Annotated in this window: 16 protein-coding genes and 3 pseudogenes; 5 read left to right on the forward strand and 14 right to left on the reverse strand. The window is 71.5% G+C overall.

Going from position 1 to position 20,330, the window contains the following annotated elements:
• The 6 genes from ABZ471_RS32190 to xylB all read right to left on the reverse strand — a co-directional run.
• A partial coding sequence (locus ABZ471_RS32190) for an aldehyde dehydrogenase family protein (protein ID WP_359071380.1) occupies positions 1–503 on the reverse strand: 503 nt, incomplete at its 3' end.
• 56 nt (positions 504–559) lie between these two features.
• Positions 560–1,867, reverse strand: coding sequence for a GAF domain-containing protein (locus ABZ471_RS32195; RefSeq protein WP_359071382.1), 1,308 nt, complete (start codon positions 1,865–1,867; stop codon positions 560–562).
• Positions 1,868–1,945: 78 nt separating this feature from the next.
• On the reverse strand, positions 1,946–2,548 hold the full coding sequence (locus tag ABZ471_RS32200) for an N-acetylmuramoyl-L-alanine amidase (RefSeq protein ID WP_359071384.1): 603 nt from the start codon (positions 2,546–2,548) through the stop codon (positions 1,946–1,948).
• A 62-nt stretch (positions 2,549–2,610) separates the two neighbouring features.
• On the reverse strand, positions 2,611–3,624 hold the full coding sequence (locus ABZ471_RS32205) for an acetamidase/formamidase family protein (protein WP_359071385.1): 1,014 nt from the start codon (positions 3,622–3,624) through the stop codon (positions 2,611–2,613).
• A 517-nt stretch (positions 3,625–4,141) separates the two neighbouring features.
• Complete coding sequence (locus ABZ471_RS32210) at positions 4,142–5,347, reverse strand: ROK family transcriptional regulator (protein ID WP_359071387.1); 1,206 nt, start codon at positions 5,345–5,347, stop codon at positions 4,142–4,144.
• A 57-nt stretch (positions 5,348–5,404) separates the two neighbouring features.
• Positions 5,405–6,850 (reverse strand): xylulokinase, encoded by a 1,446-nt coding sequence (xylB, locus tag ABZ471_RS32215; protein ID WP_359071389.1) that lies wholly within the window; start codon positions 6,848–6,850, stop codon positions 5,405–5,407.
• A gap of 184 nt (positions 6,851–7,034) precedes the next feature.
• Between xylB and xylA the strand changes: the two genes are divergently transcribed.
• Together xylA and ABZ471_RS32225 are read left to right on the forward strand one after the other, a co-directional pair.
• On the forward strand, positions 7,035–8,201 hold the full coding sequence (xylA, locus tag ABZ471_RS32220; protein ID WP_359071391.1) for a xylose isomerase: 1,167 nt from the start codon (positions 7,035–7,037) through the stop codon (positions 8,199–8,201).
• A gap of 346 nt (positions 8,202–8,547) precedes the next feature.
• On the forward strand, positions 8,548–8,838 hold the full coding sequence (locus ABZ471_RS32225) for a hypothetical protein (protein WP_359071392.1): 291 nt from the start codon (positions 8,548–8,550) through the stop codon (positions 8,836–8,838).
• Positions 8,839–8,849: 11 nt separating this feature from the next.
• Here ABZ471_RS32225 and ABZ471_RS32230 read toward each other — a convergent pair whose 3' ends face one another.
• From ABZ471_RS32230 to ABZ471_RS32245, 4 genes and pseudogenes are all read right to left on the reverse strand, one after another.
• Entirely contained in the window at positions 8,850–10,190 is a 1,341-nt protein-coding gene (locus ABZ471_RS32230) for an esterase-like activity of phytase family protein (protein ID WP_359071451.1), read from the reverse strand.
• Between the two features lie 165 nt (positions 10,191–10,355).
• Positions 10,356–10,881, reverse strand: a pseudogene (locus ABZ471_RS32235) (SWF or SNF family helicase); the annotation flags it as partial.
• Positions 10,882–11,556: 675 nt separating this feature from the next.
• Positions 11,557–13,584, reverse strand: coding sequence for an ATP-dependent DNA helicase (locus tag ABZ471_RS32240; RefSeq protein WP_359071394.1), 2,028 nt, complete (start codon positions 13,582–13,584; stop codon positions 11,557–11,559).
• 407 nt (positions 13,585–13,991) lie between these two features.
• Positions 13,992–15,546, reverse strand: a pseudogene (locus ABZ471_RS32245) (SNF2 helicase-associated domain-containing protein); the annotation flags it as partial.
• A gap of 214 nt (positions 15,547–15,760) precedes the next feature.
• Here ABZ471_RS32245 and ABZ471_RS32250 point away from each other — a divergent pair.
• Positions 15,761–15,943: a hypothetical protein gene (locus ABZ471_RS32250; protein WP_359071395.1), complete on the forward strand. Its 183-nt coding sequence runs from the start codon at positions 15,761–15,763 to the stop codon at positions 15,941–15,943.
• A 95-nt stretch (positions 15,944–16,038) separates the two neighbouring features.
• Here ABZ471_RS32250 and ABZ471_RS32255 read toward each other — a convergent pair whose 3' ends face one another.
• Complete coding sequence (locus ABZ471_RS32255; protein ID WP_359071397.1) at positions 16,039–16,893, reverse strand: hypothetical protein; 855 nt, start codon at positions 16,891–16,893, stop codon at positions 16,039–16,041.
• A 142-nt stretch (positions 16,894–17,035) separates the two neighbouring features.
• Positions 17,036–17,332 (reverse strand): hypothetical protein, encoded by a 297-nt coding sequence (locus ABZ471_RS32260; protein ID WP_359071399.1) that lies wholly within the window; start codon positions 17,330–17,332, stop codon positions 17,036–17,038.
• Between the two features lie 98 nt (positions 17,333–17,430).
• Here ABZ471_RS32260 and ABZ471_RS32265 point away from each other — a divergent pair.
• Positions 17,431–18,307: pseudogene (locus tag ABZ471_RS32265) on the forward strand (oxygenase MpaB family protein).
• Here the strand turns inward: ABZ471_RS32265 and ABZ471_RS32270 are convergent.
• Positions 18,284–18,817, reverse strand: a complete 534-nt coding sequence (locus tag ABZ471_RS32270) for a PadR family transcriptional regulator (protein ID WP_359071400.1) — start codon at positions 18,815–18,817, stop codon at positions 18,284–18,286. The pseudogene ABZ471_RS32265 and the gene ABZ471_RS32270 overlap by 24 nt on opposite strands.
• Before the next feature lie 121 nt (positions 18,818–18,938).
• On the opposite strand from ABZ471_RS32270, the gene ABZ471_RS32275 reads away from it, so the two are divergent.
• Positions 18,939–19,694 carry an alpha/beta hydrolase gene (locus tag ABZ471_RS32275; protein ID WP_359071401.1) on the forward strand — a complete coding sequence of 252 codons (756 nt, stop codon included), beginning with the start codon at positions 18,939–18,941 and terminating at the stop codon, positions 19,692–19,694.
• Positions 19,695–19,707: 13 nt separating this feature from the next.
• Here ABZ471_RS32275 and ABZ471_RS32280 read toward each other — a convergent pair whose 3' ends face one another.
• Positions 19,708–20,307 (reverse strand): methyltransferase domain-containing protein, encoded by a 600-nt coding sequence (locus ABZ471_RS32280; RefSeq protein WP_359071403.1) that lies wholly within the window; start codon positions 20,305–20,307, stop codon positions 19,708–19,710.
• Positions 20,308–20,330 lie beyond the last annotated feature (23 nt).

Below are 20,330 nucleotides of genomic sequence, written 5' to 3' on the forward strand. Positions count from 1 at the left end.
CGCCCGGCCGGACGGGCGAGACGGTGCAGCAGCAGGGGGTAGAGGCGGAGCAGCAGCAGGGCCGCGATGATGCCGGTCAGTACCGGGGCACCCTCCTGCGCGCGGATGGCACCCGCGAAGTAGCGGAAGTGGTCGATGGCGAGCGGGATGTCGGCCGCCAGCGTCTCGCGCACCGGCTTGCCGTTCTCCCAGCTCTCGGCCACCGCGAGCGATTCGAGATGGGCCTCCATGCGGTCGGCGATCTTCAGCAGCGTGTCGGAGCGCTCGGTCACCGACGTACGGCCCCAACCGGGCGCGGCCTCGTGCGCCGCGTCCAGCGCCCGCTCGACGTCCTCCGCGGTGCCGCGCGCGATCTCGGTGAACGGCAGTCCGTTGACCGGCGACGGATTCTCGAAGTACTGGCCGCGCAACGGCGGCACGTACTCACCGCCGATGAAGTGGTCGTAGCGCGCCTGGTAGGAGACGATCGCGCCCTCGGTGCCGGGTGCCGCGTAACGGGTCATGCTGGTCTGCCTCCCGGTGAAGCGCTGCCCGCCGTTGGGCAGCTCCCGGCGCGAGGCTAGGCGGGCGGACGTTGCAAGTAGGTTGCGCCGCCGTTCTGCGCGGGTGCCCGGCACATCGGCACGGCCAGCTCGGCCTCCAGCGCCGCGAGCCGTGCCCGCACCGGTGCCGTGGGCCGTACCGCCGCGAGGGCCCGCCACACGTCGAGGTCGTCCTCACCCCACGGAGCGTCCGCCCAGCCGGAGAGCAGATCGGGGTCGCCGTGGGCGATCAGGGCCGTGCGCAGCCCGTCGGCGAGGCGACGCCTGAGCCGTACGACCGCCGGGGCCTGCGACCCGGGCAGCAGCGGGCCGCTGTAGGCCTCCACCGCCGATGTGAGCGCACCCGCCTGCAGCCGCCGTTCCACGAAGGCGGCATCGGACTCGACCTCCGCCGTCAGCCGGTACGGCCGGGAGGCGAGCAGCCCCGGCCCCACCAGCCGTCTCAGCCGGGCCAGTTCGGCGCGCAGCGTCACCGGGGTCACCGACTCGTCCGCGTACAGAGCACAGAGCAGTTCGTCGCCGGTCAGCCCCTCGGGATGGCGGGCGAGGAGGGCGAGGATCTCGCTGTGCCTGCGGCTGAGCCTGATCCGGCCGCCGTCCAGGCGGAGTTCGGCCTCGTCGCGGCCCAGCACGCTCAGCAGGGCGGAGTCCTCGGCACGCCGGGGCGGGGCGAGCAGCGCGAGCTGTGACTCGGCGGCCCGCGCCACCGCCTGGACGAAGCCCAGACTGTGCGGATGCGCCAGCCCGTCCCCGCCGGTGATGTCGACGGCGCCGAGGACCCGGCCGGTGTGCGGATCGTGCACCGGCGCGGCCGCACAGGTCCACGGCTGCACCCGCCGTATGAAGTGCTCCGCCGCGAACACCTGTACCGGTCTGTCCAGGGCGACCGCGGTACCCGGCGCGTTGGTGCCGACGGCCGTCTCCGACCATCGTGCCCCCGGTACGAAGTTCATCCGGTCCGCCAGGCGCCGGGTCGCCGCATGCCCCTCGACCCACAGCAGCCTGCCGTGCGCGTCGCACACCGCGAGCAGATGCTCGCCGTCGGCGGCGAACGTGCCCATCAGCTCCCGGAACAGCGGCATCACCTGGGCCAGCGGGTGCCCGGCCCGGTAGGTGCCGAGGTCGCCGTCGGTCAGCTCCACGCGCGCGGTGCCGTCCGGCCCCACACCGGCTCGTGCGCTGCGTCGCCAGGATTCGGCCACCACCGACCGCACCGGGTGCGGCACCGTGCCCGCCGTGGTGAACGTCTCGTGCGCCCGACGCAGCACCCGGACTCGCTCGGCAGGGTCGGCCCCCGGCTCCAGGGCCACCCACGGATCGGTCAACTCGTCCTCCCGGGAGGTGGAACGGCTGGGACCATCGTCACGCGCCGTGTTCGCGCGGACAACCGGTTCGACGTCCGCCTAGGCGAAATTGACCAGGTTGAGGTAGCGGACCCAGTCCCAGTTCGGTCCCGGGTCGGTGTGGTCGGTGCCCGGCACCTGGTAGTGGCCGATGACGTGGTCCCTGTCCTTGGGGATGCCGTATGTGGCGCAAATCGCCGCGGTCAGCTTCGCGGACTGCTCGTAGAGGGCGTTGGTGAAGTAGGCGGGCTGGTCCACCCAGCCCTCGTGCTCGATGCCGATGCTGCGGGTGTTGTAGTCCCAGTTGCCCGCATGCCAGGCGATGTCGGCCTCGTGCACGCACTGCGCGACATGCCCGTCGGCCGAGCGGATCACATAGTGCGCGGACACCTTCTTCTGCGGGTTCTGGAAGATCGCCAGTGTGTCCGGATACGTCTCCTGGGTGACGTGGATGATCACGCGGTCGATGTCGTAGGCCGCGGGGCGGTCGGAGGAGGTGTAGTTGCCGGTGCTCGCCGGCTGCCACTCGGCCGAGGGGTAGTCGACGGTTCCCTCCGCTCCCGCGCGGGCGGCGGGGAGCAGCGCGTAGGGGGCGGCGGCGAGAGCCGCGCCCCTCAGGATCCGTCGCCTGCTGAGCTGTGGTCCGGGCGGGTTCGTGTCCATCGTCGGCTGCCTTTCAGGAACGGGGTGTGGGGGCGACACCGGCCTGGGCGACTGATGTGGCGTCAGAGGCGGAGCGCTCGTGCGGTCTCCCGCAGCCGCGCGTGCATGCCGCGGTGAGTCTCCCGCGCAGGCAGCCACTCCTTGCGGAGCTTGGCCACGCACGTGTAGTTGGTGTCGCACACGTTGGCCAACGGCGATTCGACCGCCTGGGTTGCGAACTGATACGCGTCCAGCTCAGTGAACCCGTAGTCGCGCACCAGCCACTGCACCAGGTCGAGCTGCGATATCCGGAACGCGTCCTCCAGCGGGCGCGCCGAGCCGGTCGAGATGAGATGCGTGTCCGATTCCAGCCTGGGCCAGGGAGTGGCGACGTCCTTGAGGAGATCGACGATCACCACGGTGTTCATCGCGCATTCCACGGCCACCCCGCAGGTCTCGCCCTCACCCTGCCGTGCATGCCCGTCGCCGAGGCTGAGCAGGGCGCCCTCGACATTGACCCCCAGATAGCAGGTGACGCCGGCCCGCATTTCGGGCGTGTCCATGTTCCCGCCGTGCGCGTCCGGGACCAGGGCCGATCGCACCTCCAGGTTGGCCGGGGCCACGCCCACCGTGCCGTGCATCGGGTCCATGGGCAGTTCCAGCTCGAGGTCACTTTCCTGCGCCCGGAAGAGGGCGGTGCGCCGGGTGCGGTCGAGCTGCCAGATCCAGACTCGCTCCGGGAGCGGGGGCTGCAGCGTGGCAGTGGTGTGCGTCGAGGTGAGCGCGCCGAAGAGGGGGACCGTGGTCGACGCGGCCCAGTCCCGGGCCGGTTCGACGGACACGAAGTGCACCGCCACGGTGTCGCCGGGTTCGGCACCCTCGACGTGGAAGGGGCCGGTCTGAGGATTGAGGAAGGGAAACTCGCAGACCTCGGAGACGAGGTCCTTCTCCGACCGCACCCGCCCGGCGAAACAGTCCTCGGTGTAGAGGTCGAGAACCGTTCCGGGTTCGATCCGGGCCACCGGGGGAGCACCGCCGAAGGTCCAGGCGTACTCGTCCGGTTCCGGACGCACGGTCAGGATGCGGGGGTCGGTCATGGCGGCGTCGGTCCTTTCTGCGAGGCGGTCATGGGGTGGTGCCGGCCGGTTCGCTCCGCGATGACGCCGTCTCAGCACCCGCAGCGCTGGCAGTACACGCGGTACTGGCAGCGCCCGCGGTACTGGCAGCACCCGCAGCACCACCAGCAGCAGCACACCGGCCGTCGACAACTCCCGCGCCAGGTCGGCCACGCCCCCGATCGTCTCCCCGTGCACGTGTCCCCCCGATGCGTGTCAGCCGACCGTCACTCGACGCGTGAGCATCCCCTCGATCCGCGAGCGGTCCACTGCGAAGGCAGGTCCGGCGGCGCCTCTCGTGCGAATCACGGTACGGCGCGGGGGAGTTGGGCAGAAGGGCGCGCCGAAGTTCCGTGGACAAGCTGCGCACTGTGGAAATCTCGGCCACCCGATCGAGTGGGATCAGGCAGTCAGCAGGTCCTTGGAACCCACCGTGTCGCAAGGGACGAGCAGGAGTCCGACCGCCCGTCCACCGGGCGTCGCACCCGTCTCCGAGTCGTCAGGGCCGTTCCGCCACCGCCGCCGGATCGTCGAGGACGGCCCGTACGACCGAGTGTGCGGCGCCCAGGAGCGGGCCCTCGGGCCCCAGTCCGGACACCGACACGGGACAGGCCGGCCCCGCCGTACGGCCCGTCAGTTCGGCCTCCAGCGAGGGCAGCAGCCAAGGGGAGAGGCCGGCGAGTGCCCCGCCCAGGACGACCGTCTCGGGGTCCAGCAGATTGACCGCGCCGGTCAGGGCTATGCCGAGCGCCGTACCGGCGTCGTGCAGAGCCCCCCGTACGGTCTCGTCGCCCTCCTCGGCGCGCTCCGCGAGCAGGCCGACCAGATCCTCGTGCGGCTCCAGCCCGGCCGCGCGCAGCACCGCCTCCTCGCCGGCGTACTGCTCCAGGCACCCGCGCCCGCCGCACGGACAGGGGGGTCCTTCCGGGTGGACGGGCACATGGCCCAGTTCGCCCGCGAAGCCCCGCGTGCCGCGCAGCAGGTGCCCGTCCACGACGACCGCGGCGCCGATGCCGATCTCGGCCGACACGTGCAGGAAGTCGCGTGGGGCACCGGAGCCGAGCCACAGCTCGGCCAGGGCACCGAAGTTGGCCTCGTTGTCCACGGTCAGCGGCAGGCCGGGCAGCAGCGGGCCGAGGTCCGTGTCGTTCCAGTCGAGGTTCGGGGCGCGTACGACCGTACGGCCGTCCCGCGCCACCAGGCCCGGCACGGCGACCGCGAGACCGGCGGGCCACAGCTCCTCGCGCTCCGCCTCGGCCACGACCCGGCGGATCAGCGCCGTCAGCTCCTCGATCACCGACGCCGGAGCACGGCCCCGGTTCGCGCCGTGCCGCACGGCCCGGGCGCGGACCCTGCCGCGCAGGTCGACCGCGCACACCGCGAGGTGATCGACGCCGACCTCGGCCCCGATGCCGGCGGGACCGCGCCCGCTCACCGCGAGAGCCGATCCGGGGCGACCCACCCGGCCCGGCCGTTCCGGGCCCAGTTCCTCCAGCAGCTCCCAGCTCATCAGCTCGTCCACGAGGGTCGACACCGCCGCCCGTGTCAGGCCGATGTGCGAGGCGACCGCGGCCCGTGACAGCGGGCCCTCCGCGCTGACGGCGTGCATCACCCGGGCGAGGTTGCGCCGGCGCATGCCCTGCTGGGTGTCCGGCAGGGAGCGTCCGGTACCGGCCGGGCGGCCCTCGTGCAGCGGTGCGGTCATGCCCTGGTCAATCCTCGGTGTCTACGGCCGGGCTCAGCTCGGGTGGTGCGGCTGGCCTCAGCGTGATTCCGGCCCCCGCTCCAGCAGCGGGGCCGCGTCGGAGAGTACCCCGCTGATCCTGGCCAGCGTCGTCTCGTCCCGCTCCACGGCCTCCAGTACCGGGCCTGCGGCCGTGTTCCAGCGGCGGGCCACCGCGGCCGGGTCCTCGCCGGTCAGCAGGCCCGCAGCCTGCGCCGCGGCACCGAGGGCGACCAGTTCCCTGGCCTCCGGGACCTGGACCGGCCGCCCCGACAGCCGCCGTACCGTCTGCTGCCATGCGGTGCCCCGGGCTCCGCCGCCGATCAGCAGCAGCGGGGTGGTGCGGTCGGCGTCCTCGTCGAGGACCAGGTCGAGCGCGCCGAGCAGTGCGTGCACCGCGCCGTCGTAGGCCGCCTGCAGCAGCTGGCCGCCGGTGGTGTCGTGCCGCAGCCCGTGCAGCAGGCCGGACGCGTTCGGCAGGTTCGGGGTGCGCTCGCCGTCCAGGTAGGGCAGCAGGGTGACGGACGTACCTGGCTCCACGGCCTCCCGGTCAAGGCCCAGCAGGGCCGCGACGCGGTCCACGGCGAGCGTGCAGTTCAGGGTGCAGGCCAGCGGCAGCCAGTCCCCGTGTGCGTCGGCGAAGCCCGCCACCGTGCCCGTCGGGTCGGCGGGGCGGCGCCTGGAGACGGCGTACACGGTGCCCGACGTGCCGAGGCTCAGCACCGGGGTGCCCGGCCGCAGGCCGAGGCCCAGCGCGGCGGCCGCGTTGTCGCCGGTGCCCGGCGCCACCAGGGTGCCCTTGGAGAACGGCAGGTCGTGGTGTTCGCGCACGGTGCCGGCCACCTCGCCGGGCCGCACCACCCGGGGCAGCAGCGTGGGGTCGAGCCCCACGTGCGCCAGCGTCTCCTCGTCGTACGCCTCCGTCCCGGACGCCCACCAACCGGTGCCCGAGGCGTCGCCGCGGTCCGTGGTGCCGTGCCCGGTCAGACGCTCCGTGAGGTAGTCGTGGGGGAGCCGCACCGCCCTGGTGGCACGCACCGCCTCCGGCTCGTGCTCGGCCAGCCACGCCCACTTCGTCACCGTGAACGAAGCCCCGGGCACGCTGCCGGTGCGCTCCGCCCAGCCCTTGGGACCGCCCAGCTCCTCGACGAGCCGGCGGGCCTGCGGTGCCGAGCGGACGTCGTTCCACAGCAGCGCCGGGCGTACCGGCTCGCCCCGCTCGTCCAGGGTGACCAGGCCGTGCTGCTGGCCGCCGATGGACACCGCGGCCGCCTCGTGCGCAGGTTCACCGCACTGGCGCAGCGCCTCGCACAGCGCATCCCACCACTGGCGCGGATCACTCTCCCGGCCCGCACCCGAGGACACGGTGTGCGGCGCCTGACCGCTCGCCACGATCTCCCCGGTGGCCGCGTCGACGACCAGCGCCTTCGTGGATTGCGTGGACGTGTCCACACCGACGACGAGCGGACCCTCGGCTGCTGACATCGGCTCTCTCCTCTTCCGCGGCTCTGCGGGATGTGCTGTGAGCTGGCAAGACGTCGATCGACGACACCCGTCGAATGGCACCTTGTCGGCAAAGACTCACCGTGTCTCTTCCCAGAGGTGCTCCCGCATACTAATTTGTAAACGGCCATGACGAAATAGCCGTACCCACGCAAGGAGCCGCGGCATGAGCTACCAGCCCACCCCCGAGGACAGGTTCACCTTCGGCCTGTGGACCGTCGGCTGGCAGGGAAGGGACCCGTTCGGCGACGCCACCCGCCGTGCCCTCGACCCGGTCGAGACGGTGCAGCGTCTGGCCGAGCTCGGCGCCCACGGGGTGACCTTCCACGACGACGACCTGATCCCCTTCGGGGCCGCCGGCACCGAGCGCGAGTCGCACATCAAGCGTTTCCGTCAGGCCCTGGACGCGACCGGCATGTCCGTCCCGATGGCCACCACGAACCTCTTCACGCACCCCGTCTTCAAGGACGGCGCGTTCACCGCCAACGACCGAGACGTCCGCCGCTATGCGTTGCGCAAGACGATCCGGAACATCGATCTCGCCGTCGAGCTGGGCGCGAAGACGTACGTCGCCTGGGGTGGCCGCGAGGGCGCCGAGTCCGGCGCCGCCAAGGACGTGCGCACGGCCCTCGACCGGATGAAGGAGGCCTTCGACCTCCTGGGCGAGTACGTCACCTCACAGGGCTACGACGTCCGCTTCGCCATCGAGCCCAAGCCGAACGAGCCGCGCGGCGACATCCTGCTGCCCACCGTCGGCCACGCGCTGGCCTTCATCGAGCGCCTGGAGCGCCCCGAGCTGTACGGCGTCAACCCCGAGGTGGGCCACGAGCAGATGGCCGGGCTGAACTTCCCGCACGGCATCGCTCAGGCCCTGTGGGCGGGGAAGCTCTTCCACATCGACCTCAACGGGCAGTCCGGCATCAAGTACGACCAGGACCTGCGGTTCGGCGCCGGTGATCTACGGGCCGCCTTCTGGCTCGTCGACCTTCTGGAGAGCGCCGGTTACGAAGGGCCCCGCCACTTCGACTTCAAGCCGCCGCGTACCGAGGACCTCGACGGCGTGTGGGCGTCGGCGGCCGGCTGCATGCGCAACTACCTCATCCTGAAGGAGCGTTCCGCCGACTTCCGTGCCGACCCGGAAGTCCAGGAAGCGCTCCGGGCCTCGCGCCTTGACCAGCTGGCTCAGCCGACCGCGGCGGACGGCCTCCAGGCCCTGCTCGCCGACCGCACGGCGTTCGAGGACTTCGACGTGGAGGCGGCCGCCGCCCGCGGGATGGCCTTCGAACAGCTCGACCAGCTGGCGATGGACCACCTGCTGGGCGCCCGGGACTGATTGCGCACGCGCGCGTGCGAGTCTGTTTCCGAGCGGCCCGCACGCGCGCGTGGCTGCCGATCTCCAGGGGCCTCGGCGAGGAGCCTGTCCTGCTGCCCGGCCGCGCATGTGAGAGACGGCGGAATGGTGCGGTCCGTGACATGAGCCCGTATCAGCTTCCGTGCGCGGGTGGCCCCGTGACCGGTCGGTGGCGACTCTGGACGGTATGCCCCTGCCTCCCGTACCTCCCGTGCCGCCCGAACCGCCGCGTGGTACCCCGCCTCCGTCCGGCGGTTTCGGACCGCCGCCCGGCGGCTACGGCCCACCCGCGTCGGGCGGGCCGGACCGGTCATGGCCGCCGGAGCCCTTGCGACGCAGCCGCGGCCCGTTGTTCGCCCTCCTGACCGTCCTGGTGGCCGCCGCGGTCGTCCTCGCCGTGGTGCTGATGGGTTCCGGAAGTCACGGCACGGGGGACGAGAAGGGGCCGGACGGGAGCGGCACGAGCGCGAGCCGCTCTCCCCGGCCCTCCTTCAGTCTTCCCACCGAGCTGCCCAGTCGGCTGCCGTCGCGGCTGCCGACCGAGCTGCCCTCAGGATTCCCGAGCACCCTGCCGAGCGAGCTGGAGTCGCTGCTGCCCTCTCAGGGTCAACTGCCCTGAGAGGGCCCCTCTCACAAGCCCTTGGGCAGTCGCACGTACGTCAGGATCGTCTTGACCCCGCTGTCGACCAGATGGCCCTGGGCGTCGAACGCACCCGCGCCGTCGGTCATCCCGAAGTCGTTGTCGTTGATGAGAGCGAGCGTGTCGTGGTCCACGCGCGCGACGCCCTCGATCTTCCCGGGCACACCGCTCACCTTGCCCAGGTCGACGACGAGCCGCTTGCTCAGCACCGGTACGCCTGCCGCGGCCGGGTCGTCCAGCTGCTCCAGCGACGGAGACGTCATGTCGTCGTCCCAGGAATCGCCGAGGATGTCGGCCTTGTGCCCCAGCCTGACCAGCTGGAGCCGGGCCGCCCTGTCGGTACGCTCCTCCACCAGCAGCCGGTCGCCGCCGACGGCCACGACCGAGGAGATCTTCAGTTCGGACGTGTCGTCCTCGCCGGGGTCGACGACGTTCACCGGGTCGAAGCGGTAGGCGTACTCCGCGGTGACGGCCTTCTTCCGCGGCGAGAAGCGCAGCAGACGGGTCGTGCGCGAGGCGTCCCCGGCGCCCGAGTCGGGCAGCGAGAGCGGGCTCTGCAGAGCCATCACCAGATCGCCGCCGGGAAGCTGTGCCAGCCCTTCGAAGCCGCGGTTGATCTTGCGGTGCAGCAGGACGGACGGCAGGGCCTCCACCACCGGGTAGTCGGCTCCGGTGAGGTTCAGCCCTTTGGGCACATAGCGGGTGAGCACCTTCCCGCGCGCGGAGACGTGGATCAGCGAGGGGCCGTACTCGTCCACGAGCCAGAAGGTCCCGTCCGTGGCCCGCACGATGCCCTCGGTGTCCAGACCGTTCGGGTTGTGCGACAGCGGCGTCGAGGCGTCGTACGTGTACGGAGCCTCGTCCCGGCTCTTCTGGTTGGGCAGACCGGTGACGGCCTTGCCCGAGGACGTGGTGAGCGGGATCGCGTCGACCACCTCGATCTCGTCCCCGCAGACCCGGATCTTCACGATCGCAGGATCGAATCCCGGCACCGGGAAGGTCCGGCGCTTCTTGCCGTCCACCTTGATCTGGCCGTTGGGGCCGCGGTCGGTCACGGTCCAGTACTCGCCCTGGCGGCCGGCCGGGTAGATGTCGCTGCCGATGCCCCCGAGATCCACTTCGCGGTCGTTGTCCACGCTTCCGGGCAGCAGCGCGTTGCTGAACGCGCCGAGCGGGATCTCCCCGAGGGTCGCCGTACGGATGACACGGGCGTCCCCGGACGGCGTCGCCTCGGCCGTTCCCGCGGCCACCAGGGCGGCGGCCAGGGCCAGGGGCAGGCCCGTGGCGACGGAACGGGGTATGCGGGGCCGGCCGGCGGACTGCGGGGACATCGTGCCTCCTGGGGACAAGTTCGTTGACTGTGGCCACATTTGGGCCCCAGGAGGAACGCCGCACGACCCAGGGGTGAACAAGTGGCGTCCACCGCTCGTCGGATCGTTTCCGCCAATGGATGACGACCTGTCAGATACTTCCCTTCGCTGATCCTCAGGGCTGAGGCGCGCCGCAGCCACCGCCGTCGCCGGATCGCGGTCCGCTTCGCCGGCCGGAACCCAGCGGCCGTCCTCCTCGCGGTACGGCCACCACCGGCCGTCCCGGCCCAGGCGCAGCTGGACCGCCTCGTCCGGGGCGGTCCAGCGTTTGCCGGTCCGCCGGAACGGCGGCCGTTCGTCCTCCTCCCATGCCGCGTCGAGAGCCGCACGCGCGCGTGCGAGGGCCACGCGCCGCCGCTCCTCCGGTGCGCCAGGCGTGCACGGCCGTGGCCAACCCGTCACGGCCCCGCCCCGACCCTTCGGCGAGCCGGTCGGCAACAGCACCGGATGCCGGTCCGTCGGCGAGCCGAACGACGTCCTGAGCAGCCGTCAACTCCCATACGTCGGCGAGCAGGGCGGGATCCTGAGTAGCCGTCAACTCCCATAGATGCCCGCCGCTTCGCTCACCGGCGCCGAGGGCCAGGCCGAGCATCCGACGGGCCTCGGCGGCCGTCCGTCCGGCCAGGTACTCCAGTGCCGCAGCATCGATCCCGGACACCGGAGCCACCATCGCTAACAAGAACAAGGAGATCGTCCGGCTTCGCGACGATGTCCAGGGATTCCTGGCGGAGAACACGCGACTGACCCTGGAGAACGAGGAGTTGCGGGACGTGCTCAGCGGGCGCCCGAGCAACGTCACTCCGCTGCGGGCGGGACCAGGTAGCCGGTGAGCGGTAGCGCGAGACACTATCCCGCACTGCGAATCCATTACAGCCTGGTGGTCGCCTACTCGTCCGAGGCGAACCCCTCGGACGGGTAGAGCAGGTCGCAGACTCTGTCGGTCTGAGTGTGCGTGTCTCGATGCTCGCCATGGCACAGATGCTGCGTCCGCAAAAACGGGGGTCTGAGGTTTTTTCGGCAGCCCGTGGACACCCGCGTGGACACTGGAGATCGCAAAAAGCCCCTGACCGGCATAGTGCCTGGTCAGAGAGCTTTCTCTGAGGTAGCCCCGACGGGTCACACAGCAGATGGATGCTGGACGTGCCGCTGGTCATCAGATCCGTGTGCTCGCTGGACCGATCTGTCGTATGAGTACCGGTTCGCGGTTCGCTTCGGGCGAGCGTGAGTTCTGCCGACGAGGCCAGCGGGGCCGCCAGGCCGGCCTGCGTACGTTGACGGCGCGTTGGGGCACTTGTGCGCCCGCGGCGACCACGCGGGCGCCGCGCCATCATGCGGGCTGGGTGGTGATGGTGCACAGGCGCTTGGTGGCCCGGGTCAGGGCCACGTACAGGTCCCTCTCCCCGCCGGGGTGGGCCGTGATGATCTCCTCGGGGTTCAGGACGACGACCCCGTCGAACTCGAGGCCACGTGCTTCGGACGCGGGCACGATGCGTGCGTGGTCGGCGATGCCGTGAGCCGTCAACTGGCTCACCCGGGTGTCCGCGCAGATCACTCCCAGGAGTTCGTCCGGCTGCGCGGTGCTCTGGGCGCGCAGTTCCTCCACGACGGCGGTGACCAACCCGTCCCCATGTGTGGTCACGGTGCGCGGGCTCTCACCGCTGCGCAGTGACCGTGTGGGCCGCTGGTCCGGAGCGATCCGCGCGAGCAGGTCCCGGACGCTCTCCAGGATCTCCTGCGTGGTGCGGTAACTGACCGTCAGGTCGTGCAGTCTGAACCGCGTCCCGACATGCGGGCTCAGGGCTTCCTTCCAGTCGCGTGCCGTCGTGGCCGGGCCCGATTGGGCGAAGTCACCCACCAGCGTCATCGCCCTCGCCGGGCAGCGGCGGACGATCATCCGCCACTGCATAGCGGTCAGTTCCTGCGCCTCGTCGACGACGACGTGCCCGTACGTCCGCTCGGGCGGGCCGTCGACCAGGCTCGCCGCCTCGTCCAGCAACGGCACGTCCGCATCGGTCCACGGGACGTCCGGGGCACGCAGGAGAAGGGACCGCTCCTGCGGGGTCAGGGTCGGCAGGCGCTCGGCCAGGGCATCGGCATCCGTCAGCAGTGCCTTCACGAGGTCGCCGGGTACCAGCCTCGGCCACAGCGCCTCGACCGCCCGGTCGACACCGGCGTCGTCGAGGAGATCGGCCCCGATGGCGTCCAGGTCCAGCTCGTGGACCGGACCCGGGTCGGCGGCGCCCTCGGCACGGCGCTGGGCGACCCCCGTGAACCGGTCGAGGTTCAGGCCCGTCATCTGCTCGGCATCGGCGTCGATCTGCTCCAGGAGGTCGCCCATGTCCCGTTGCATCGCGTCGGTGACGGCGTCGACCAGGAGTTCCTTGAACGCCTGGCGCGCGGGGTTGTGGCCGGATGCGGCCGCCAGGGCGGCGGCGCGTGCAGTGGCGACCTCCTTCTCGGACAGGTGGACCAGTTCCTGCCCGACCCGGACGGTGAAGTCACCGGCGGGGGCCTGGTGGTCTCGCAGCAGGCCGGCCAGGGCGTCGGCGAGGTCCAGGCCGCCCTTGAGGCGCGCCGTGTCGAACGGGTCCACTGCGTCCGGGGACACTCCGGCCAGTTCCTGACAGGTCGCCAGATCGACGTCGTTCTCCCCGAGCGAGGGAAGGACCTGGGAGATGTAGTCGAGGAAACGGGCGTTGGGGCCCACCACGAGGACGCCTTCCTCCGCGGCGCGCGGGAACGCGTACAGGACGTAGGCCGCTCGGTGCAGGGCGACCACCGTCTTGCCGGTGCCGGGCCCGCCCTGCACCACGGTCACCCCGCGGTGGGCGGAGCGGACGATCTCGTCCTGCTCGGCCTGCAGCGTCGCGACGGCCGCGTGCATCCTGCCCGTACGCCGTGCCGACAGAGCCTCGGTCAACGGGCCGTCCCCCACGACGTCTTCGTCGGTCGGGGCGGTCCCGTCGAGCAGTTCGTCGCTCACCGAGACGACCGTGCGCTCCTCGAGGCGCAGGTGCCGACGCCGCCGCAGATCCATCGGGTGGACCGGTGTAGCCTCGTAGAAGGGCCGCGCCGCGTTCGCGCGCCAGTCCACGAGCAGCGGCAGTTCGTCCTCCTCCGTGTGCAGTCCGATCCGCCCGATGCGCAGGGCCGTGCCGTCCGTCCAGTCGATGCGCCCGAAGACCAGCCCCTTCTCGGCGCCTTCCAGCCGGCCGATCTCCTTGGTCAGACGGTCGGCGGCGATCTCTCTCTCGTACGCCTCGCCGGCGCCGTCCGCCGGGGCCTTCAGCACACTCGCCCGGTTCGCTCGCGCCTCGGCAAGCCGCTGTGTGAGCAGCTCATACAATGAGGACACGTAACCTTGCTCCGATTCAACCGCATGCACGGCAGAATCATTTATGTTTGACAACAAGGGACTCCTTCGATTCGAGCCGCACCATACGGTCAAAGTTCCCTAAAGGTAAGTCTTGACTTACTTGTTGCGTCTATGTCCTTACGGCTGACCGCACTTCGTGTCATGCATTCCGTCGTTTCCCTTGAATGCCGGTGATGTTTTGCCGTGCACGGGAAAGGCAGTGAATCCACGGGAAAGCTTCGTGGTCGCGTCACAGGCCGGGACGGGGCTGGCCTGCATTCCAAATGCGGACACCGGCGGCCGCCGTGATCCGGTTGTGTGACGCGGCGAGTTGGGTGATGTTCCCGCCGCCGTGTGCGGCCCGGATGCCGGACCTCAACGACTCAACATGCTGACTTGACAGGGAAGATCAGCGTGACCGTCTTGCCGAGACCCATGTCGTCGGCCAGACAACAGCCAAGCCCGAGTGCCGTCGTCCGGGCCGGCCAGCCGAGACCCCGCAGCTGGTAGTCGCGCAGGGTGGCGGAAAGAGCCGACGGTTGGGCCACGGGCTGCCCCGCCTCCGGATCCGACAGCCGCTCCCGCAGCTGCGTCAGCCACCCCGTGGGCCCTACCTCGACCCGGTGGCCATCGACCTCGGCCGAGCCCGTCAGAGCGGCGGCCAGAGCCTCGACCGGAGCGATGGAGCGGTCCTCCCGGGCTCGGGCGCGCTCCGCCTCCCGGGGGTCGACCAGCACCCACCGGTCGCGCAGCCGCACGAGTGGACGCTTGGCCTCGGCGAGCTGGTCCAGTTCGTCGCGCGACAGCTCCCGCCCGCCGAGCGCGAACCGCCGGCGGAACGTGAGCAGGGCATCGGCCGAGAGGAACGACGGCAGCGTCGAAGCCTCCCCGACCGGCGGACCGACCGCCGCGTGCGCCGTCAGCTCGCGCGAAAGCTCCCTCGGCCAGTGCACGTCGACTCCTACGGCGGCCAGTGCGCGGGCGCCCTCGCCCAGGAGTTCGGCGATCTCGTCGTCGGCAAGCTCGACGGCGTCGGGAGCGGTGGCGGAGAGCAGAGGCGTCAGAGGAAGCCACGCCCGGGCCGCCCGGCGCAGTGCCAGCAGCGTGTTCGCCGGCGCGCGCGGGCCGAACGCCTCGCGTGCAGGTCCCGAGCCTGACCAGAGGCCGACGGCGTCCACAACGTCCGCGGCCCCGCTCACGCCGTGCACCTGGAGCACCGCACGGAACCGCACCGGCGCGTCGTCCTCGTGTGCGGCGTCGTGGAGACCGGGCGCCTCCACGCGCAGCGACAGCCGCACGCCCGCGTCGTGGCCGGCGGCGATGTCGTCGGCCGACGCGCGCAGGCCGGGCAGGTGCTGCGGTCCGGGTGCCGTGTAGGCAGGATCGCCCGTCACGAACGACGCTGCAGGGGTGCGGGGGAGTGTGTCGGCGACCGCGTTCGAGGAAGGCGCGCAGCAGCCGCTCGGGTTCGGGCAGCCGGGGCCGCCCGTCGCGGGTGAGCGGCACGGCGTGGGCCTGCGGAGGCATGGCCGCGGCGAGATCGCGGACCAGCTCCGTGTCGCGCGCGGACAGCGGCCCCACGCGCCAGGCGTCGTGATCGCCAGGGGAGAGACCCGGCAGGAGCAGGCCGCGAGACAGAAGGTGCAGCGCCAGCAGTCCGGCCGTGCTCCAGAAGGTGGTGGCCGGGTGACACCCGGAGTCCGTACGCGCACGCGTGAGCACGGGCAGGGCGGCGCGCACCGGCAGCAGCAGGGCGGGCAGCCTGACCCGCTCGACGGCACCGTCCGGTGCGGGCAGCACGAGGTCCAGCTCCGAGGCGGTGCCCCGGGCGACGGCGGGGAGAGCCTCGCCGTCCGGCCGCCAGAAGGCCATGCGACCGGCACGGGCGGGGTCGGAGGGCACGAACACTGCGGAGCAGTAGGCAAGTTCGGACAGGCTGGACTGTGGTGCCGTGGGAATCATCTGCACAGGTCTGCAGCACTCCTCAAGTTTGACTAGTCGCCTCGAAATGGCCGAGGGTACAGCACGCCGAGAGCTCACCCCGAAGGCATACTCTGTGAGCTGGACCACTAGGGGGTGCGTCTCAGGGGTTTCTCAGGGCCGGGCTTCGGAACCGCGGGAAGCGCGAAGCCGTTTTCGGAGCAGAGAGCGGCAGTGGCCGCGAAGGAGGCGAATCATGTCCAAGAACGCGAAGATCGCCGCAGGAGGCGTGGCGGTCGGTCTGATCCTGCTGATATGGCTGCCCTGGTGGGTGTCGTTCCTCATCGTGGTAGGGGTCCCGGTCGCCGCGTACCTGACGCTGGACCCCTCCCAGCGGCGCAGGCTCCGCCGGGCCACCCGCAAGGAACTCGGCCGCTGAGAGACGGGTCGACGGGCAGGCGTGTCGCCGAGATGGCTGCACGCGCTCAGGGCCGTCGAGGGCCGCGCGTTCGTAAGGGCGCGGCCCCGGCGGGGTCAACTGGGTCGCACGGCCATCTTGTCGAGGGCTTCCAGAAGGCCGGGCAGCTCGAGGCCCCGACCCACCGGGAGGACCTCCCCGGGCTCCTCGTCGAGCAGCACGAACGCGATGTCGTCGGTGCGGGCCACCATCGACCACCCGGGCCCGTCGGCGCGCAGCGTCCGGGCGTCGCCCGGGGCGAACGAAGAGCGCACCCGGCCGAGCGGCGGCGGCGAGTCTATGTAGCCACGCGCCTCCGCCAGGACACGCCGGACGCCCTGGTGGCCGCCCTGCGGGGCGCCTTCCTCGCCGCCCGCCGCCTCTGCCGTCTTTGCGGCCTCCGTAGTCTCTGCCTGCCCACCCGGCGCGGGGAAGTGGCCGTCGCCTATCTGGTCACGCCAGGCCGCCCACTGCAGCGCGATCTCGTCGGCGCCCAGGCGTCGCTGAGCAGGTCCCCAGTCAGTGGTGTCCGGCGGGGTCAGGACGAGCCCGTCCGAGACCTCGGGGGCGGGGTCGTGCGGCGCGGGCACACCGGGTGCGGCGACCGCGAGCGCCAGTGGCCAGCCCGGCAGGGCGGCCACCACCGTGCGCTCGTCCGGCGACAGCTCGTACTCCATGCCGCAGTCCCAGGACGCGATCGCCACGGCCACCAGCGAGACGTCGTCGATGACCACGGTCCAGCGGGCACCGTCACCGTCCTGCCCGAGCACCAGGCCGTATCCGTCGGCGCGCGGCACCAGGCCCAGCGCCGCGCAGGCCTCCGGGTAGTCGTCACCCAGCACGCTCGGAAACTGCGCCGACGTCAGCAACACCGCCGTGAGCACATACAGCGCCTCGTCCGCGGCGACGGCCTCCTCGTCCGTCCCGGCCATTCCTGCCTCCCCAGTGGTTCGTCCATCGGCGCGCACCCTAGTGCGAGCGGAAGCCGCTTGTCACGACTCCGCACACCACGCGGAGCTGCAGGTTTCCGCCTGGACAGGGGCGAAACGACCGCCGTGGGCGACAGTCTTCTTCTCAGGCCGCCGGCAGACCGAGGAGGTCTCGGGCCACCGCCCGGGGCGACTCGTCGCGCTCCCGGGCGAGCGCGATGACGGCCCGGCACGCAAGCTCGTTGACGCCGAACGAGAGCGCCTCCGGCGACACCCATGCCGCCGCCTCGTCGATCCGGTCCTGATCGTCCTCCGCGTGGGCCGCCACGTAGGCGGCTGCCGCTTCGAACAAGTTGTGTGCACGCCGGTCCCCTGTGCCCGCCGCCTCCCGGTGCGACGGGGTGCGGAATCTGGCGGCGTACTTGCGTATCGCGTCGAACATGTGCCCCACCTTCCCCCTGAACGGGGTCGTCACTGATCGCCCAGCTGCTTTTGTTCAACGTAGAGTTGGAGCTTCGGCGGCAGAAGGGGGACGGCGCGGTGAAGCGCTTCGAGCGGCTCGAGCAGATCCGCCGGATGGACCCGGTGGCGGACGCTCTGGAGATCTACCGGCTCAGCATTGCGTTCGAATTCCCGTGGGACTACACCCGGGCCCTGTACCGCACCTACGCCGTTCCCGCCATCGGGAGGCTGCTCGCCGAGACGGCGGAGCTGACCGGGCGCACACAGAAGCGGTACGACGACACCGTCCTGCTCCTCGACGCCATCGTCGAGCACGGCTTCGTCACCGACGAGGGCCGTACGGCCATCCGCCGTGTCAACCAGATGCACCGCAGCTACGACGACATGCGGTACGTGCTGTCCACCTTCGTGGTGGTGCCCAAGCGCTGGATCGACACCTACGGCTGGCGTCGCCTGTCCCGGCACGAGATCGTCGCCACCGCCGAGTACTACCGCACCCTCGGCAGGCAAATGGGCATCCCAGGCATCCCCGAGACCTACGAGGAATTCGAAACGCTCCTCGACTCCTACGAGGAGGCGCACTTCGCCTGGGACGAGCAGACGCGGCGGGTCTCCGACGCCACGCTCGACCTGATGGCGTCCTGGTACCCGCGCCCGCTCGCACCCCTGCTGCGCACGACCACGCTCGCCCTGCTCGACGAGCCGCTGCTGCGCGCCTTCCGCTACACACCGCCGGGCCCGGCCGCCCCCGCCCTCGTGCGCCGCGCGGTCCGGACGCGTGGCCGCCTGGTCCGGCTTCTCCCGCCGCGCACCGCACTTCGCACGGCAGAACTGGGAGATCAAGGGCTATCCGAACGGCTACCGGCTCGCCGACCTCGGCACCCGCCCGGTCCCGGGGGTGGGCGGCTGTCCGGTGCGGCAGCGGGACACCTCAGCCACCGGCACCCTCGAGTGAGGCGAGGGTGGCGCGCAGCCAGGCCAGTTCGGCCCGGCTCGTGGCACGCGCGATGGTGAGGACACCGCGCCGGAACGGATCCTCCAGTTCTTCGGCGGCCAGCGGCCGGTCGCCGTCGTAGAAGAAGCTCGCCGGTTCCTCCAGGAAGGCCAGTCGGCGCCGTAGAACGGCCGCCTGGGCCGCGTGATCGTCCAGGTGGCGCAGGAACGCGAGCAGCGTGAACCAGTGGTTCTCGTCGGTGATCTCGCGCTCGCCGGGGTCGGCGAGGCGGCGCCGCAGCTCCTGCCTGCCGTCCTCGGTGAGCGTCAGTACGTGCCGCGGCGCGGCCACCGCGCCGGGCTCGGTGGCCCGCGCCAGCCACCCCGCCTTCTCCAGCCGCTTGATCGCCGGGTACAGCGTGCTCTCGGCGACGGGCCGTACGTGGCCGGTGAGTGCGGCGATGTGCCTGCGCAGGACGTAGCCGTGCAGCGGGGCGTCGTACAGGAAACCGAGGATGGCGAGTTCCAGCATGGCCGCATTCTCTCGTAGAGCCGCGGGTCACCGTACAGCGAGGTCTGGTTATTTCGCTTCCGCTATACATCGGCGTCGATGTATAGTGCTTACGTCATCGCGGGAATCAGGGAGGGGCATCGTGAAGCAGGCCGCATTCGACAGCAGGGGAAGCCTGATCCGGTGGACCGAGGTGCCCGGTGAGGAGCCCGCGCGCGTGTACCTGCACGGACTCGGATCGGTTTCCGCCGTGTACCACGCGCACATCGCGGCCCGCCCCGAACTCGCCGGCAGACGCAGTCTGTTCGTGGACCTGCCCGGGCACGGCATCAGCGACCGGCCCGAACACTTCGGCTACACGCTGGAGGAGAACGCCGACGCAGTGGCGGTCGCCTTGGACCGGGCCGGTGTCACCGGCGCCGAGCTGGTCGCGCACAGCATGGGTGGCGCCGTGGCCATCGTGCTCGCCCACCGGCGGCCCGACCTCGTCTCCCGGCTGGTCCTCACGGAGGCCAACCTGGACGCCTTCCCGCCACGGACGGCCGCCAGCAGCGGAATCGCCGCCTACGGAGAGGACGAATTCGTCGAAGAGCAGTACGCGCGCGTGCTGGAGACCGTCGGGCCGCTGTGGGCGGCCACCATGCGACTGGCCGATCCGCGTGCGCTGCACCGCACGGCCGTCGGTCTGCGGCGCGGCTCGGACCCCGTGATGCGCACGATCCTGGAAGGGCTGACGATCGACCGGGTCTACCTTCAGGGCGAACGCAGCGGCGAACTCCCTGGCAGGGACGACCTGGAAGCCGCCGGGGTCCGCGTGGTGACGGTGCCGCACGCCGGCCACAACGTCATGTTCGACAACCCCGACGCCTTCGTGGCGACCGTGGCGGGACAGAACTGATCCGTCCCGGCCGTCAGTTCTCGCGTATCGCCAGCGCGAGGAAACGGGTGTCCTCGTCGACGTACGACGTCATGCGCCATCCCGAGCGGGCCAGGAGAGGCCCGAGATTGGCCTCGGCCCGGAGGTCGTCGGGGGTGATCTGCCGCCCCTGACGTGCCGCCAGGGCCGCCCGGCCGATGGGATGGAACAGCGCGAGCGTGCCGCCCGGTCGCACCACCCGGACCAACTCGCGCAGGTTCTCGGCGGGCCTCGGCAGGTGGGCGACCAGGCCTGCCGCGAACACGGCATCCAGGGACCCCGGCCGCAGCGGCAGCGCGGCGACATCCGCGAGCACCAGGCGCCCGTCCCGGTTCCGGCCCGCCCGTACGGCGGCCTGGAGCATCGCCGGGGTCAGATCGACCCCGGCCACCACCCCCGAGGGCCCCACGGCGGTACGCAGAGGCGTCAGGGCCCGGCCGGTGCCGCAGCCCGCGTCCAGCACGCGGTCGCCCGGGCGCAGGCCCAGGTCCGCGACGGCGGCCGCGTAGGCGGGGCCGTCGTCGGGGAACCTGCTGTCCCAGCCGGCCGCGCGAGCGGTGAAGAACTCCTGCACATGTGTGTGGTCGTCGCTCATGCTCCGCATGATTCCTCACCGAC

Source organism: Streptomyces sp. NPDC005728 (genome assembly GCF_040630895.1).
Lineage (GTDB): Bacteria > Actinomycetota > Actinomycetes > Streptomycetales > Streptomycetaceae > Streptomyces.

Bases quoted from the DNA above. Each gene is read 5' to 3' on its own strand.
- ABZ471_RS32200 (WP_359071384.1), bottom strand. From the start codon at position 2,548: ATGGACACGAACCCGCCCGGACCACAGCTCAGCAGGCGACGGATCCTG.
- ABZ471_RS32205 (WP_359071385.1), bottom strand. From the start codon at position 3,624: ATGACCGACCCCCGCATCCTGACCGTGCGTCCGGAACCGGACGAGTAC.
- ABZ471_RS32210 (WP_359071387.1), bottom strand. From the start codon at position 5,347: ATGACCGCACCGCTGCACGAGGGCCGCCCGGCCGGTACCGGACGCTCC.
- xylB (WP_359071389.1), bottom strand. From the start codon at position 6,850: ATGTCAGCAGCCGAGGGTCCGCTCGTCGTCGGTGTGGACACGTCCACG.
- xylA (WP_359071391.1), top strand. From the start codon at position 7,035: ATGAGCTACCAGCCCACCCCCGAGGACAGGTTCACCTTCGGCCTGTGG.
- ABZ471_RS32230 (WP_359071451.1), bottom strand. From the start codon at position 10,190: ATGTCCCCGCAGTCCGCCGGCCGGCCCCGCATACCCCGTTCCGTCGCC.
- ABZ471_RS32250 (WP_359071395.1), top strand. From the start codon at position 15,761: ATGTCCAAGAACGCGAAGATCGCCGCAGGAGGCGTGGCGGTCGGTCTG.
- ABZ471_RS32255 (WP_359071397.1), bottom strand. From the start codon at position 16,893: ATGGCCGGGACGGACGAGGAGGCCGTCGCCGCGGACGAGGCGCTGTAT.
- ABZ471_RS32260 (WP_359071399.1), bottom strand. From the start codon at position 17,332: ATGTTCGACGCGATACGCAAGTACGCCGCCAGATTCCGCACCCCGTCG.
- ABZ471_RS32270 (WP_359071400.1), bottom strand. From the start codon at position 18,817: ATGCTGGAACTCGCCATCCTCGGTTTCCTGTACGACGCCCCGCTGCAC.
- ABZ471_RS32280 (WP_359071403.1), bottom strand. From the start codon at position 20,307: ATGAGCGACGACCACACACATGTGCAGGAGTTCTTCACCGCTCGCGCG.